This is a genomic window from Neobacillus drentensis, from assembly GCF_036965425.1.
Lineage (GTDB): Bacteria > Bacillota > Bacilli > Bacillales > Cytobacillaceae > Neobacillus > Neobacillus drentensis_F.
This window is the reverse complement of record NZ_JBALPP010000079.1, coordinates 59474-73334: the sequence shown is the minus strand read 5'-3', so window position 1 is coordinate 73334 and position 13861 is coordinate 59474. Positions and strand designations below refer to the sequence as shown.

General features: G+C 38.0%; 16 protein-coding genes and 1 pseudogene. 8 read left to right on the top strand and 9 right to left on the bottom strand.

Features of this window, described 5'->3' with window-relative positions; translation table 11 throughout:
- Window positions 1–164 precede the first annotated feature (164 nt).
- The gene (locus tag V7161_RS19230; RefSeq protein WP_223595806.1) at window positions 165–395 is read right to left on the bottom strand and encodes a hypothetical protein; all 231 of its coding nucleotides are present in this window, start codon (window positions 393–395) and stop codon (window positions 165–167) included.
- Between the two features lie 139 nt (window positions 396–534).
- Here V7161_RS19230 and pdaB point away from each other — a divergent pair, with 139 nt between their 5' ends.
- A complete protein-coding gene (gene pdaB, locus V7161_RS19225; protein WP_335714522.1) occupies window positions 535–1287 on the top strand; it encodes a polysaccharide deacetylase family sporulation protein PdaB in 753 nt (250 codons plus the stop codon).
- A gap of 16 nt (window positions 1288–1303) precedes the next feature.
- Here pdaB and V7161_RS19220 read toward each other — a convergent pair whose 3' ends face one another.
- Entirely contained in the window at window positions 1304–1975 is a 672-nt protein-coding gene (locus V7161_RS19220; RefSeq protein ID WP_335714521.1) for a KinB-signaling pathway activation protein, read from the bottom strand.
- 149 nt (window positions 1976–2124) lie between these two features.
- On the opposite strand from V7161_RS19220, the gene gerD reads away from it, so the two are divergent.
- Window positions 2125–2748, top strand: a complete 624-nt coding sequence (gerD, locus tag V7161_RS19215) for a spore germination lipoprotein GerD (RefSeq protein ID WP_335714520.1) — start codon at window positions 2125–2127, stop codon at window positions 2746–2748.
- Window positions 2749–2802: 54 nt separating this feature from the next.
- Here the strand turns inward: gerD and V7161_RS19210 are convergent, their stop codons facing one another.
- From V7161_RS19210 to V7161_RS19200, 3 genes are all read right to left on the bottom strand, one after another.
- Entirely contained in the window at window positions 2803–3855 is a 1053-nt protein-coding gene (locus V7161_RS19210; protein WP_335714519.1) for an Mrp/NBP35 family ATP-binding protein, read from the bottom strand.
- A gap of 140 nt (window positions 3856–3995) precedes the next feature.
- Window positions 3996–4727 carry an N-acetylmuramoyl-L-alanine amidase CwlD gene (gene cwlD, locus V7161_RS19205; protein WP_335714518.1) on the bottom strand — a complete coding sequence of 244 codons (732 nt, stop codon included), beginning with the start codon at window positions 4725–4727 and terminating at the stop codon, window positions 3996–3998.
- 152 nt (window positions 4728–4879) lie between these two features.
- Complete coding sequence (locus V7161_RS19200; protein ID WP_335714517.1) at window positions 4880–5323, bottom strand: YbaK family protein; 444 nt, start codon at window positions 5321–5323, stop codon at window positions 4880–4882.
- A gap of 128 nt (window positions 5324–5451) precedes the next feature.
- Between V7161_RS19200 and V7161_RS19195 the strand changes: the two are divergent.
- From V7161_RS19195 to V7161_RS19180, 4 genes and pseudogenes are all read left to right on the top strand, one after another.
- Window positions 5452–5824, top strand: a pseudogene (locus V7161_RS19195) (SET domain-containing protein).
- 100 nt (window positions 5825–5924) lie between these two features.
- Complete coding sequence (locus V7161_RS19190) at window positions 5925–7415, top strand: spore germination protein (RefSeq protein ID WP_335714516.1); 1491 nt, start codon at window positions 5925–5927, stop codon at window positions 7413–7415.
- Between the two features lie 17 nt (window positions 7416–7432).
- Window positions 7433–8521 carry a GerAB/ArcD/ProY family transporter gene (locus tag V7161_RS19185; RefSeq protein ID WP_335714515.1) on the top strand — a complete coding sequence of 363 codons (1089 nt, stop codon included), beginning with the start codon at window positions 7433–7435 and terminating at the stop codon, window positions 8519–8521.
- Window positions 8518–9582, top strand: coding sequence for a Ger(x)C family spore germination protein (locus tag V7161_RS19180; RefSeq protein WP_335714514.1), 1065 nt, complete (start codon window positions 8518–8520; stop codon window positions 9580–9582). Before V7161_RS19185 ends, V7161_RS19180 begins: the two co-directional genes overlap by 4 nt.
- Before the next feature lie 143 nt (window positions 9583–9725).
- On the opposite strand, the gene V7161_RS19175 is transcribed toward V7161_RS19180, so the two are convergent.
- Window positions 9726–10439 carry a hypothetical protein gene (locus V7161_RS19175; RefSeq protein WP_335714513.1) on the bottom strand — a complete coding sequence of 238 codons (714 nt, stop codon included), beginning with the start codon at window positions 10437–10439 and terminating at the stop codon, window positions 9726–9728.
- A 518-nt stretch (window positions 10440–10957) separates the two neighbouring features.
- Between V7161_RS19175 and V7161_RS19170 the strand changes: the two genes are divergently transcribed.
- Both V7161_RS19170 and V7161_RS19165 read left to right on the top strand, forming a co-directional pair.
- Window positions 10958–12040 (top strand): CotH kinase family protein, encoded by a 1083-nt coding sequence (locus V7161_RS19170; protein WP_335714524.1) that lies wholly within the window; start codon window positions 10958–10960, stop codon window positions 12038–12040.
- Window positions 12041–12113: 73 nt separating this feature from the next.
- Window positions 12114–12482 (top strand): SET domain-containing protein, encoded by a 369-nt coding sequence (locus V7161_RS19165; protein WP_335714512.1) that lies wholly within the window; start codon window positions 12114–12116, stop codon window positions 12480–12482.
- 77 nt (window positions 12483–12559) lie between these two features.
- On the opposite strand, the gene V7161_RS19160 is transcribed toward V7161_RS19165, so the two are convergent.
- The 3 genes from V7161_RS19160 to rplM all read right to left on the bottom strand — a co-directional run bounded on the left by V7161_RS19160 (window position 12560) and on the right by rplM (window position 13716).
- Complete coding sequence (locus V7161_RS19160) at window positions 12560–12799, bottom strand: hypothetical protein (RefSeq protein WP_335714511.1); 240 nt, start codon at window positions 12797–12799, stop codon at window positions 12560–12562.
- Window positions 12800–12865: 66 nt separating this feature from the next.
- Window positions 12866–13258, bottom strand: coding sequence for a 30S ribosomal protein S9 (gene rpsI, locus V7161_RS19155; RefSeq protein ID WP_098533175.1), 393 nt, complete (start codon window positions 13256–13258; stop codon window positions 12866–12868).
- 20 nt (window positions 13259–13278) lie between these two features.
- Window positions 13279–13716 (bottom strand): 50S ribosomal protein L13, encoded by a 438-nt coding sequence (rplM, locus tag V7161_RS19150; RefSeq protein ID WP_223595827.1) that lies wholly within the window; start codon window positions 13714–13716, stop codon window positions 13279–13281.
- Window positions 13717–13861 lie beyond the last annotated feature (145 nt).

The following is a 13861-nucleotide window of genomic DNA, read 5'->3' as shown; positions in this document are numbered from 1 at the left end:
TTAGTTTTCAAAGAACAAGCCATCGCTCAAAGGCGACCTTATTAATATATCATCTGCATTTCGTAATGTCAACAACTTTTTTAAAAGTTGTTTTATTACGTCAGCAGCGACGTTTATTAATATACCAAGATATTTTATAGTTGTCAACGGAATTTGAAAAAAAGTTATCCTTTTTTTCTGTCCCTCTTACCTCTTCTCATGTATCTTAAACAATCGTTCGGTGATGCGACCCTTCTAAATAAAGTAAAGAGTACCTTATATCTCTCTTCCATAGCTCTTTTTACTATATGATCAATGCGTTCATCCCTTAAATCAAATAATATTTCATCCATTTCTCTTTTAATTAGATATTCCATTTCTTTTACTTCTTTTTCATTGATGAGAAGCCCAAACATTGAATTACCTCCAGTGGAATTTCTAGTTATTGTAGTATTTTCCAATTAATGAAATTTTATAATAAAAATTCTTTAATCATATATTTAAAAAAACAAGCATAGGTTGAAGACAAGGATGGTATTGGACGAGGTGGTCATGATGAATTTCTTTGTTGTGCTAAATGGAAAGGCCTTAAAGAGTGTTGTTCTCATTTTAATAGCCGCATTTTTTACTGCATGGTTTCTCTATATGGAGAACCTTGCACAAATACCTGTCTTTTCAACGAAGGAGGGTCCAAAAGCCGTTTATCGCGGTGAAAAAGACCTTGCTCTAACCTTTAATATTGGCTGGGGTGATGAAAAGGCAGAACCTATTCTAGATACATTAAAAAAGGAAAATGTGAAATCAGCTACGTTTTTTTTGTCTGGATCATGGGCTGAAAGACACCCTGATCTTGTCAGCAGGATTGTCAAAGATGGGTTTGAGATTGGTATTCTTGGGTATGATTATGTTGACTATCGTGATTTAGAGGATGTAAAGATCGGCAAGGATATTGCCAAAGCCCAGGAAGTTTTTGCAAAATTAAATGTGAAGGATATTAAATTATTACGTTCGCCAACAGGGCATTTTGACGAGCGGGCATTAAAAATCGCGAAAAGATATGGATACACCATGGTTCATTGGCGTGTTGATTCAAAGGACTGGACCAATCCTGGGGTTGGCAAGATCGTCGCAAATGTAAAAAAAGCCGATAAGGGAGATATTGTTCTACTTCATGCCTCTGACTCGGCTAAACAAACTGCTAAAGCCTTGCCGCTTATTCTTCAGAATATTCGTCAAAAAGGCTTAAAACTCGTCTCCGTTTCCGAAATGATTACTAACGGGGAAGTTCAGTCGAAGATAATCAACTAAAAAGAAAACCGTCCATTTATACGGACGGTTTTTTTGTTAATTTTTTAGGGCTATTTGCTTTTCGTTTAAGTCTTTCCTGTCTTTCCTTTTCTGATTGTGTATTTAATTTATGGAGAATTAACAATTGATAGGCATTACAGGCTATCAATGCAAACATCATCAAAAAAAGCCAGTTTTTAGAGTTTGTCCTTAGAACAGGAACCCACTCTACTATCGTTACCACAACCATGAAGAATAGTGCCGGGATAAACGCCTGCTTATTGGTCTGTTTCACCTTATACCACGCAGCCACAGCACCGACTGCTAAAAGGATTATGGCCGGTACCAAAAAAGGAACTATCGATTGTCCAGATTTAGCAAAATTTTCATATCGTAAATATACCAAATCAAACAGAGCAAATAAAATTAGGACAACCTGAACAGCATTCCAGAGGGAAACAGATTTAAATATTCCTATTCCAAACCGGTGAATCGTTAAATATGCAAAAAAGCCCATTTGGCTGATAGCACTAAATAAAAACCCCATGACAATAAACCAGATTAACGCCGACAATATATCGCCAATTTGAAATCCAACAAAAAATGGCTGCATTTCATTCCAGCGGACAATCAATCCCACAATAGCCGTCGTAAGCCCGCCAACTACTAAAGTGGTCATAAACAACCTTACCAAATTTCGGCTTGTCACCTTATAAACCTCCAGCGTACAAAAATAAATTCCATTATGATTGTACCAATCAACATTTGAAAAATCCATATTTTAAAGTTCCAACGAATAATCTTTCCGAGTTTTCTTCATTATAAAATTAAGGATTCTTATGTGAAAGGAGCTTGAAAATGAAAACGAAAAGTATGTTGCTCCTCCTACCCATCATGGTGCTCTTAACGAGCTGTTCTTCTAGTGATACAAGCAGCGGAGGGCAAGTGGATTATGACGAAACAAAAAAAATGGTTGTGGATATTCTTAAAACCGATGATGGCAAGAAAGCAATTGAAGAAGTTATGTCCAAAGATGGCATAAAAGAAAAACTAGTGATGGATCAAAAGGTTGTTTCCGACACCATTTCACAAACCCTGACTTCAGATAAAGCGACTGAATTTTGGAAAAAGACTTTTAGTGACCCAAAATTTGCTCAAGGCGTTGCGAAAAATATGAGATCCGAAAATGAAAAACTATTGAAGGATTTGATGAATGATCCTGAATATAGAGGTATGATGATTGAGGTTTTTAAGGAACCTGAGATTCAAAAAGAAATGGCAGATGCCTTAAAAAGTAAAGAATATCGCGAACATCTTCAAAAAGTTATTACTGAAACAGTAGATAGTCCATTGTTTAAGGCTAAAATTCAAGAATTGCTTCTGAAGGCTGCTGAAGAAGCGAATACCAAAGCCAGCAGTAAAAGCGGGTCATCTGAAAAATCCAGCGGCAATCAAAGTTCTGGTGGTCAGGGCGGCTCTTAAATAACCAAATAAAAAAAGAAGCCTCTTCGTTAAACCGAAGGGGCTTTTTTGACCTTATTTTTTAAGAAGGCTTACTACTTTATCGGCAATTTCTAGATAAATTTTTCCGATTTGATGATCTTCTTGGTAGATAGACGGAGCAAAGTCTTCATCGTTCCAATCCGGCTGATTAAGAGGCAGGCGGCCTAGAACCTTGGTATTTAATTCTTCAGCAAGCTTATCGCCGCCGCCCTGACCGAACACATACTCTTTTTCACCGGTTAATTTACTTTCAAAATATGCCATGTTTTCAATGACCCCAAGGACTTCATGCTCAGTACGAAGAGCCATCGCCCCAGCGCGTGCAGCAACAAAAGCTGCTGTTGGATGTGGAGTGGTTACGATAATTTCTTTACATGCCGGAAGCATGGTGTGAACATCAAGCGCAACATCTCCTGTTCCTGGCGGCAGGTCTAATAGTAAATAATCAATTTCTCCCCACTCTACTTCATTGAAGAAGCTATTTAACATCTTGCCAAGCATCGGGCCGCGCCAAATGATTGGGGAGTTGTCTTCTACAAAAAAGCCCATAGAAATAACTTGAACGCCAAAGCGCTCAACTGGAATAATCTTTTCTCCTCGAACAACAGGGCGCTTCGTAATGCCCATCATATCTGGTACGCTGAATCCATAAATATCGGCGTCAATTAGTCCTACCTTTTTACCTAGGCGTGCTAAAGCAACAGCAAGGTTGACGGATACTGTTGATTTCCCTACGCCGCCTTTACCGCTGGCAATAGCAATGAACGTAGTATCGGCAGCATTGAGAAGATTTTTCTCTTTTTCAGGCTCTGCATGTCGGTGAGCAGCTAAAACTTCTTCCGGCAGTTCGCTAAAGCGAATGCCTACGGTTTCTGCCCCGGCTTCTTTTATTAAATTCACGATTTGTGTTTGCAGCTGCAATTGCTCGCTCGTTCCCGTCCGGGCAATCCCCAACTTAACACTCACATGATTTTTTTCTTCTTTAATCTTAATTTCCTCGATTGCATTCAATTCAGCTAAACTTTTATGTAAAAATGGCTCTTTAAGGCTGCCAATGGCCTCACGGATTCTTGCTTCTGTTAACATTGAGTAAACACCTCACCAATTGAATTCGTTTCCATCTTTCAGTATATCATACATGTCCAAAGAATCAGTTAATTGAATCACAGGTAAACAATAATCAATGAAAAAAGCCAAAATAAACGGAAGGTGTTTCCCACCTTCCTTTAATCTGTTTCTTTTAATTCTTTTTCATTCGTGAAATAACGGATGACCCCACGGTATATGGATTCCGCTATTTTTTCCTGATACGATTTCTTTTTCAAGTTTTCCTTTTCTGCTGGATTTGAGAGAAAGCCTACCTCAACCAGCACCCCTGGTTTTTTGGCATTTTTTAAAATATATACCTGGCTTATTGGCTTCGCCTTACGATTGGTATTCCCTAGATTTTTGCGAAGTTCCTCTTGGATAAATTTAGCCGCTTTTGCATTTTCTTTGTGATGCGGGGCATAAAAGGTTTGGGCACCGCTCCATCTTGAGGAAGGAATCGCATTTAAATGGATACTGACAAAAAAATCATTATCGGAATCATTAATCATTTTTAATCGTTTCTTAAGGTCTTCTACTTTTCTGCGGCTATAGCCCTTTGTATCATCATCTGCTAAATCCGTATCTGTATCTCTTGTCATTACCACAAGAGCGCCCTGCTGCTGCAAAAGATCCCTAACTTTTAACGTAATATCTAAGGCAATATCTTTCTCGAGTGTTTTCCCGGTACCCGCGCCCCCATCAGGACCGCCATGGCCTGGATCAAGTAGGATGATTTTCCCCGATAAAGGAAGATTCCAGGATTTCCATGAGTTATTTTCCGAAAAGTCGTGCTGTAAGATGAGGAATAATACCAGTAAACCCACCGAAAAACCGATTATTTTCAATCTGCGCTTTGACAACCAAATCATTCCTTCCCGCTCGTCCCTGTTCAATAAACTATATGGGACAAGGGGGAAAAATATTACAAGAAAAGCGGAAGCGCCTTGATCAGGGAAAAATGCAGTTCATTTTTCCTAGGGGCTATAGACCATAGATCCCCTAGGCGCTGAAGCTGGACAATTTAATGAAGTCGCAGCTTATGGCGCCTTTGGCCTTTTTCGTAGCCCTCTCTCCACCAAACATGGATGTATTGTTCACATAAATAATAAAGGGACTCACTCATGGCTCCTTCTTGGCCATTACCCCAGTACAGTAAAAAATTATATAACGTATCAATTAAATGATGTTCTTCGCGGAAGCAGCGGATCCTTACGTCTTCCATACTCTCTCCATGGTAGCCAAATTTGCTGAACTTTGCCCCTAATAAAAAAGCTTCAAGGGCGACATCATAGCAGGCTTCCTCTATTCCCGTATTCATGATCATGCTTGAGGCAATATTTGTTGTACCAAAATACTGTCTTACTCTCTCTTTCAGTGTATTAATCGATAAATCCCGCAGAACGGAACGTTCGTATTTTATTTGTTTTTCACGTCGTTTTTCTTTAAAGGTAGTTATTACAGTCACTTCATTTTCACCTCTTAGAACTATTCTTTATCCCTCGTTCATAAGAAATGCAAAGACGATATTTCCAATTTTTATTTTAAAATTTTAACAACTGGCGATCATCTTGAATATTTTTATAAAGACTATAAATGAACGGAGGCCAAGAACTTGTGCTAGAAGTAAAAGAATCGAAGTACGGTAGAGGCGTTTTTGCAACCAGGGATATCCAAAAAGGTGAACTCTTAGATGCTTCGCCAATCATTGTCGTCCCTCATGAAGAGTATAAATATTTGAAAAAAACAGTGCTGTCAAACTATGTATTTTGGTGGGGGAAAAATGATAAAGCCCGAGCTGTCGCATTAGGCTATGGCTCGTTATTTAACCATTCTTACACACCTAATGCCAAATATAAATTTAAAAGGAAAACAGATACGATTNNATATTAAAGCAGGCGAAGAAATATTGATTAATTATAATGGAGACCCTGATGACCAATCGCCCGTATGGTTTGAGGTGCTATAAATGATGATTCCCCCAAATTGGGGGATTTTCTTTTGAATTCATAATCCTTCCACTTAAGGAAAAGATAAAAGTAATGCTGTATACGGAGGTGATTCGACTAATGGGTTGGTTTTCAAAAAAACACGAGCAACAAGTTGATAGAGAATCATTAGAACAATACCTGAAGCGTTCCAAAGACTATAAAAAGGTTTCTTATACTAATCAACCAACAAACAACCGGTTTACATTTTCATTTATTTCCACTCTCATAGACGAGAGCATCTTACAAAATAATGCTCTCCCATATTTGCTTGAAAAACCATTCGAAAAAATCGAGGACTTAAAAAAACTTGTTGCAATGACGGATGTGCAAATCAGCGATGACCCAAGTGTAATTGAGCAAAAGTTGTTTAATGGCTATGCTCTTTTAACACTTGAATCAGATCAAAAACATTTTGCCTTTCTGGCAGTCCAAAAAGAGATTGTCAGAAGTGTAACAACCCCAGAGGTGGAATTTAGTGTAATCGGTCCAAAAGAAGCCTTTGTCGAATCGATTGATCAAAATGTAAACCTTATTCGCAAACGGCTTCCAGTGAAAGAACTGATTTCGGAAGAACTAACAATTGGATCTCTTTCAAAAACGAAGGTTTCCATTCTATACCTAGATGGCATTGTCGACCCTGAAAACGTCAAAACGGTTATAGAGCGGCTGAAGAATATAGACTTTGATGCGATTACGGATAGTTCTTATATTGTTCAACTTATATGTGATAATAAAAATTCACCTTTCCCGCAGCTTCTCGATTCGGAGCGTCCAGACCGGGTTACGGCCATTTTGGCAGAAGGTAAAATCGCCATATTTGTTGATGGGTCTCCACATGCGTTGATCACTCCGACAACGCTAGTAGAATTTTTTGGTTCTTTTGAGGATTATTTTTTAAATTGGATGTTGTCCTCTTTTTTCCGACTCATCCGGCTTTTCGCTGTTGCCTTTTCTATTTTGATTACACCGGTCTATGTTGCAACATTATCTTACCATTACGAGCTCATCCCAAAAGATTTAATGAATACGTTAGTAACGTCCCGTCGGGAAATTCCGCTCCCTCCAATTTTGGAAGCCCTTTTTCTGGAGCTAACGATTGAATTGCTCCGCGAGGCTGGTGCCCGTCTTCCGACAAAAGTAGGTCAGACAATCGGTATCGTAGGCGGTATCGTGATTGGAACTGCCTCTGTTGAAGCAGGACTAACAAGTAACGTCCTTCTTATTATCGTGGCACTTGCCGCACTTGCATCTTTTACAACACCGGTTTATAAAATGGGCAATGCCATCCGTTTATTGCGGTTTCCATTTTTATTCTTCGCGGAGCTCTGGGGGCTGCTTGGAATTGTTTTTTGTTTTTGTCTCCTAATGACACACTTACTAAGGCTTACTTCCCTTAATAGGCCTTTTTTAGAACCAATCTATCCGCCAAGAGTTACGGACCTAAAGGATTCTCTTATTAGACTACCTTTTAGCAAACAATCCATGAGGCCGCAAACCTTAAGAACCCAAAATCCTGTTCGTTTTTCTCCTCCAGGTAAAAAAAGTAAAAAAAGTGATATTGACGAATAGGAGGCTGATATTGAGCAATGGAACAATTAGTGCCTGAAAAAGCAAAAATATCGCCTTTTTTAGTTTTTTTTCTCGTTCACACGATGCAGTTCGGAATCGGTGTGCTTGGCTATCAGCGAATTATTGCCATGACCGCGGGGTATGACGCATGGATTTCAGTCATCTTAGCCGGGTTAAGCATCCATATTATTGTATGGATGATGTACAAAATTCTTGAAACAACAGAGGGGGATATTATTACCGCTCAATCTTTCGTTTTTGGTAATAAAATAGGCAAACTCTTATCCGTACCATTTGTGATTTATTTTTTACTTATCGCTGATACAATACTGAGGACATATATTGAGGTCATTCAAGTATGGATGTTTCAGGATATGAGTACGTTTTGGTATTCTTTAGCCTTTTGTGTGTTAGCTATCTATATCATTTTCGGAGGATTCAGGACAGTAACAGGCGTGGCATTCTTTGGCGTCGTTCTTCCGGCATATTTACTATTCTCTTTTTTCTTCACTATCCCTTATGCGGATATTAAAAATTTACAGCCGATCTTTGACCATTCCATAAAGGATTTAGTCATGGCATCCTATCAGATGTCCCTTACCTATCTTGGCTATGAGATATTGTTATTTTTTTATCCATATATTAAAGATCCACAAAAATCAAAGAAGTGGGCCCATCTGGGTGTGCTTTTTACCACATTTCTTTATACATCTCTAACATTGTTAACTTTTGCCTATTTTTCAGAAGGGCAGCTTCAGAAGAGTATTTGGGCCACTTTAACAATGTGGAAAATTGTTGAGATGCCTTTTGTGGAACGGTTTGAATACATTGGAATTGCCAATTGGAATATCGTCATTCTTCCCAATTTTTGCATTGCCCTTTGGTGTGCCAGCAGGATCCTAAAAAGGGTAACAAAAATAAAACAAAAGCATGGCGTCATACTCACATCATTAATAGTTTTAATTACCATTAACCTATTTAAGTCTCGTGTTCAAATAAACACCCTTATCGACTATACGGGTAAAATTGCCTTTTATATTAACTATGGCTACATTCCACTGCTCTTTTTTCTTGTGTTGATAGTGAAGAAGGTGAAAAAAAAATGATTAAAAATGTGTTTGTAATTTTAATGGTCTTTACTGTTTTGATAGGATGTGTACAAAAAGAGATTTTGGATGATGTCAATCTAGAATCTGGGAGTGCCTATGATTATGTCGGTGGAAAAATAAAAGGCACTGCCTTAGTACCTATCTATTTGCCAAATAAAGAGGTTCAGAATAAAACCTTTTCTGCTTCTTCAAATTTAAGTAGAGACTTTCTAAGGGATGTACAGCGTCAATCATCAGATCCACTAGTCACGGGAAGCCTAAAAGTAGTTCTCTTTGGTGAAAGTCTTGCGAAAGAAAATGGAATTTTAGATTTGATTGATTCGTTTCAGCGGGACCCTAGTATAGGCGCTGGCTTATACCTTGCAACAGCAAAGGGTGAAGCAAAGGATATACTTGAAGGTCAGTACGGAAAAAGAGGAAATGCGATTTATTTATCGAATCTCATCCGCCATAATATGAAAAACAAAGATATACCGAAAACAAACCTTCATCGTTTTTTATTTGATTTTAATCAGTTAGGAAAGACACCATATCTTCCAGAATTAAGAAAAATCAGCAAGGATCAGATTGAAATAAGCGGTATTAGCTTTTTTAGATACGGACATGTTGTCGATACGATTCCCGCTTCGAAAATGTTTTACTTTAAGCTGCTCGTGGACAAATATAGTCGTGGAACGTTAAAGGTCACCCATAAAAAAGAAAGAGCGGCCATTGAAAGCATTCGTTCCAAATACAAAATGCAGCTTTCTACTAAAAAGCCATTTACTGTAAATGTAAAACTTAAGGTTAATGCTATTTTAAATGAATATTCGGGCAAACGTGTTACCCCTAAGGATATTAAGGAAATCGAAAAAATACTGCAAAAAAATATTGAAAAGGAATGTACCTTATTAACCAATAGGTTTCAGAAAAAAAATATCGATCCCGTCGGTTATGGCCATTTTGTAAAAAGCAAAACAAGAAAATTCAATTTTGAAAAGTGGAAAACAGATTATCCCCATTTAAAAGTAAATATCAAAGCGAATGTAATGATAACGGAATCTGGGGTAATTGAGTAATTTGTCGAATATATTCTCAGATATTGTAGATATTTCCCGGGAATTTGTTAAATTTGAAAAATAGAGACCTTAAAAGTCGAAACCAGAAAATTACTAGTTATATCGCCAAGCGATACAAAACAAAAAATGCCTTAATAGGCACTTTATTTTCGGAATATGGAGAGTAGCCCTCTCCATTTTTCTTTAGGTTTTTGTTTTTGTATCGCTTCTTCTAAACGTTTATTAAATTCATTTTGTGAAATCCATTCTTTACTCTGCTCGTCTCGCAAATTCTGTATTTCTATTTGTAAGAATTCACTTTTTTCTTTTTCTTGCTGTAGTAACGTTTCGTAATGAGTATTTTGTTGTTCAGATAATTTTTCAATTTTAGTAATGGTCTTCTGAGCCGAATTTGCAATATTAGAACTTATAACATGATGATCCTGCTGGAGACGGGATACATGGGTTTTAAGCTGAGACAAATCATTCGTTAATTGGGCATTTATTTCACGTGTAGCTGCGACTTCATTGACTAAAAACATTAAGATTTCTTTTAATTGATTGGGGTCTTGTGGTAAATTTTCGTATGGATCGGAAAGTGCAATCTCTGTTTCCGTGGACCCCTTTAATCTTTCCTTTTGTTGATTAACAATGTCTTTCGCTGTATCGTCCAGGGGCTTGTCCGTATCGCGTAACGCTATAAGCACCCCAATGTCAGATTGAACAAAGATGCGCCGATCGCCATCTTTTAAAAACTCATATCCATTCCGCTCTAAGATTTGGCCATATTTTCGAACAGTTGGTGTTGCAATACCCACTTCTTCTGCCGCTTCCTTGGTAGAAAAAGCTCGCTCATTTGGTTGAATATCACGTCGCATATCGGACCCCCTTTACTATTTAATATGAAGGTTTTTATGCATATTTGCAATATATATCGCCAGGCGATACAAAAAACAATGCTTTCTTCCCAAATGCTATCAAAAAAGTTTATGAACCATAAAAAAGACTCCCAGCATGATAGCAGGGAGTCTTTGATTTTGTACAAATAATGTGGTCAAGTATGTAAGCCGAATAATTTGATGTAAGAAGTTGCTTAGCTCTGAGACCTTCTGGAGGAAGCAAATTGTCGAAATGACCAACTACATGCAATCCTACCGATCAAGTACCATAACTCTCCTTCCTATACCCTTCTTACACATTAAGGATCATGTGATGTATTCCAGCTGTAAATATAATGAAATTATAAAATTAGCCTTGCATGGGCAATCAGTTTATTCAATTTATACAAACCTTAAATAAAATGAATTAAGTTGATTAAGGAGGTGTTTTTTTGAATGAAAGAAGGGAGAACTCAATTCATAAAGACAACCTTAAGAATAAAGAAGGGAATGGAAAAATGTCCTATCAAATTCCAAATTGTATTTTAGTTATTGAAGAAGCGGATTTACATGATCTGAGAAGTAATATTCGGAGCGATACTACTGTTCCAGCCTGTTTACAAGTGGGAGATACCGACTATGAGGTTGATATTTGCTACCGAGGTTCATATACCCGGAAATTCCGTAAAAAATCATATATGATTAAGTTCATTCAACCAAGAGCATTCTCCGGTGCCAATGTCATTCATCTTAATGCCGAATATAAGGATCCCTCACTCATCCGTAACAAACTATCCCTCGATTTTTTCCAGGACATTGGTGTCCTTTCGCCAGAAAGTCAACATGTCAATTTAATAAGGAATGGCTCATTAAAAGGGGTCTATTTGCTATTGGAATCTGTAGATGAAATGTTTTTGAGAAAAAGAGGACTCCCTTTAGGTCCGATTTATTATGCCGTAAGCGATAGGGCTAATTTTTCTAATAAGGGAAAGAAGAAAAATTCACTTACTTCGGGCTACAGAAGAGCGTTTGGGAACAAATCAGATGATGAATTCCTCGTTGAACTGGTAAAGCAAATTAATACAATCCACCTCTCCGATTTTCCTCAAACCATCTCCCAGTACATTGATATTATTAACTACGCACGTTGGATGGCAGGCGCTGTCTGTACCATGAATAATGATGGATTTACACGTAACTATGCCCTTTACCGTAACAGTGGAACAGGTCTTTTTGAGATTATTCCTTGGGATTATGATGCTACCTGGGGACGAAAAATAAACGGCAGTAACATGAGATATAATTATGTTCCTATTGGCGGAAAAAAAACCAACCATCTTTCTTTTCTACTTCTGCAAACACCTGAATTTCGTAAACTTTACAGAGAAATATTGGAGGAAATTTTGGAAACCAAGTTCACCGTTCAATATTTAGAAAATAAGGTTACTTCATTACATCAAGCTTTAAGGTCTCATTTCCTTCAAGATCCTTATAAAAACAAGGATATCGATAAATTTGATGAGGAACCGGAAGTGATATTTCAATTCATACGTGACAGAGCAGCCTATTTGAAAAGGAGACTCGTTTATTTAGACCTATAACTAGTTGACTGTTACTCGAAATTAATTAACATGGAACGTTTTTACTGATCTAAAATGTGAAAGGGGTTATACTTTGGTCCCAATCTGTGTAAAAAAATCCGACAAGTATGTAAGAGGAGTGTTTGCTGTAAGTGAGATAAAAAACGGGGAACTCATTGAGCAAGCACCAATTATTGTCTTCCCTCGAACAGACAGATATTTCTTAAAGAACATCGCACTTGTTGATTTCCTCTTCGATTGGGGTGAAAAACAGTATGCGCTTGCTCTGGGATACGGCTCAATATATAATCACTCATACAATCCCAATGCGAAATTTGAGTATAATAAAGATTACTTTTCAATTAACTTTTATGCGATTAAGGATATTTCCGCTGGTGAAGAAATCTTCATTAATCACAATAGCAAAAGGAAAGATAACTCCACTCCTTTATGGTTTCAGTGATTTTATTGAATATGTAAAGAAGGATAGACCGCCTAAAAATATAGGCGGTCTATCTCCGTAATTTTACTGCTGTTACTTCACTCGGTAGTTGGGAATCCGGAAATATCATCAAGAATTGCAGTAATTTGGTTAAGTGGAATGAACACTACAGGTTCAATAGCTGGAGCACCCGGGTAACCAGGAACAAAAGTGACTGTATTAGCCAATGTAAGAACACCGCCGTTAACTGCTACTACTCTACCTGATGTTGCTCCTCCCGAATATAAAACGATTATTTGGTCCCCCCTTTTATCTTCTAATATATCTTCTACTGTCAAAAGTACTTTTCAGCATAAAAAAAGACCCCCAACCAAATTGGTTGAGAGCCTTTGAAAACTTGATAATTAACGCTTTGAGAACTGAGGCGCACGACGAGCACCTTTAAGACCGTATTTCTTACGCTCTTTCATACGTGCATCACGAGTTAATAAACCAGCGCGCTTTAATGTTGGACGGAATTCAGGGTCAGCTTGTAGTAATGCGCGAGCAATACCGTGGCGGATTGCGCCAGCTTGACCAGTGTATCCACCGCCGCTTACGTTTACAAGAACATCGTAGCTGCCTACTGTTTCAGTAGCTACTAATGGTTGTCTTACAACAACACGTAAAGCTTCAAATGGGATATAATCTTCGATTTCACGACCGTTAACAACAATTTTACCTGTACCTGGAACTAAGCGCACACGTGCGACAGAGCTCTTACGACGACCAGTACCAATATATTGAACTTGTGCCAAGTTAATTCCCTCCCTCTTAATTAACCGCGAAGTTCGTAAACTTCAGGTTTTTGTGCTTGGTGTGGATGTTCTGCACCAGCATATACGTGTAATTTTTTGAACATTTGGCGGCCAAGAGAATTCTTTGGAAGCATACCTTTAACAGCAAGCTCGATCATTTTCTCAGCATAGTTTGTACGCATTTCAAGAGCCGTTCTTTGCTTTAAACCACCTGGGTGTAAGCTGTGACGGTAGTAGATCTTGTCAGTTAATTTCTTACCCGTTAATTCTACTTTAGAAGCGTTAAGAATGATAACATGATCACCAGTGTCAACATGTGGTGTAAAAGTTGGTTTGTTTTTACCACGTAAGATTGATGCTACTTCAGAAGCAAGACGACCAAGAGTTTTGCCTTCAGCATCAATTACGTACCATTTACGCTCGATATTGTTGGCATTTGCCATAAACGTTGTACGCATGAGTTTCCCTCCTAATTAAATCCGTTAAGTGTTATTATTTTCGCACTGTCAACGCCTTCGCGCGTTCCATTCTGTTCCGGGAATAAACGACCGAGGCCTGACGTGCGCTCAAGTTTCAAAAATCATATATTTTCAATCACGATGA

Excerpts from the sequence above, each read along its gene's own strand:
- V7161_RS19230 (WP_223595806.1), bottom strand. The coding sequence starts at position 395 with ATGTTTGGGCTTCTCATCAATGAAAAAGAAGTAAAAGAAATGGAATAT.
- pdaB (WP_335714522.1), top strand. The coding sequence starts at position 535 with ATGAATTTCTTTGTTGTGCTAAATGGAAAGGCCTTAAAGAGTGTTGTT.
- gerD (WP_335714520.1), top strand. The coding sequence starts at position 2,125 with ATGAAAACGAAAAGTATGTTGCTCCTCCTACCCATCATGGTGCTCTTA.
- V7161_RS19210 (WP_335714519.1), bottom strand. The coding sequence starts at position 3,855 with ATGTTAACAGAAGCAAGAATCCGTGAGGCCATTGGCAGCCTTAAAGAG.
- cwlD (WP_335714518.1), bottom strand. The coding sequence starts at position 4,727 with ATGATTTGGTTGTCAAAGCGCAGATTGAAAATAATCGGTTTTTCGGTG.
- V7161_RS19190 (WP_335714516.1), top strand. The coding sequence starts at position 5,925 with ATGGGTTGGTTTTCAAAAAAACACGAGCAACAAGTTGATAGAGAATCA.
- V7161_RS19185 (WP_335714515.1), top strand. The coding sequence starts at position 7,433 with ATGGAACAATTAGTGCCTGAAAAAGCAAAAATATCGCCTTTTTTAGTT.
- V7161_RS19180 (WP_335714514.1), top strand. The coding sequence starts at position 8,518 with ATGATTAAAAATGTGTTTGTAATTTTAATGGTCTTTACTGTTTTGATA.
- V7161_RS19175 (WP_335714513.1), bottom strand. The coding sequence starts at position 10,439 with ATGCGACGTGATATTCAACCAAATGAGCGAGCTTTTTCTACCAAGGAA.
- V7161_RS19170 (WP_335714524.1), top strand. The coding sequence starts at position 10,958 with ATGTCCTATCAAATTCCAAATTGTATTTTAGTTATTGAAGAAGCGGAT.
- rplM (WP_223595827.1), bottom strand. The coding sequence starts at position 13,716 with ATGCGTACAACGTTTATGGCAAATGCCAACAATATCGAGCGTAAATGG.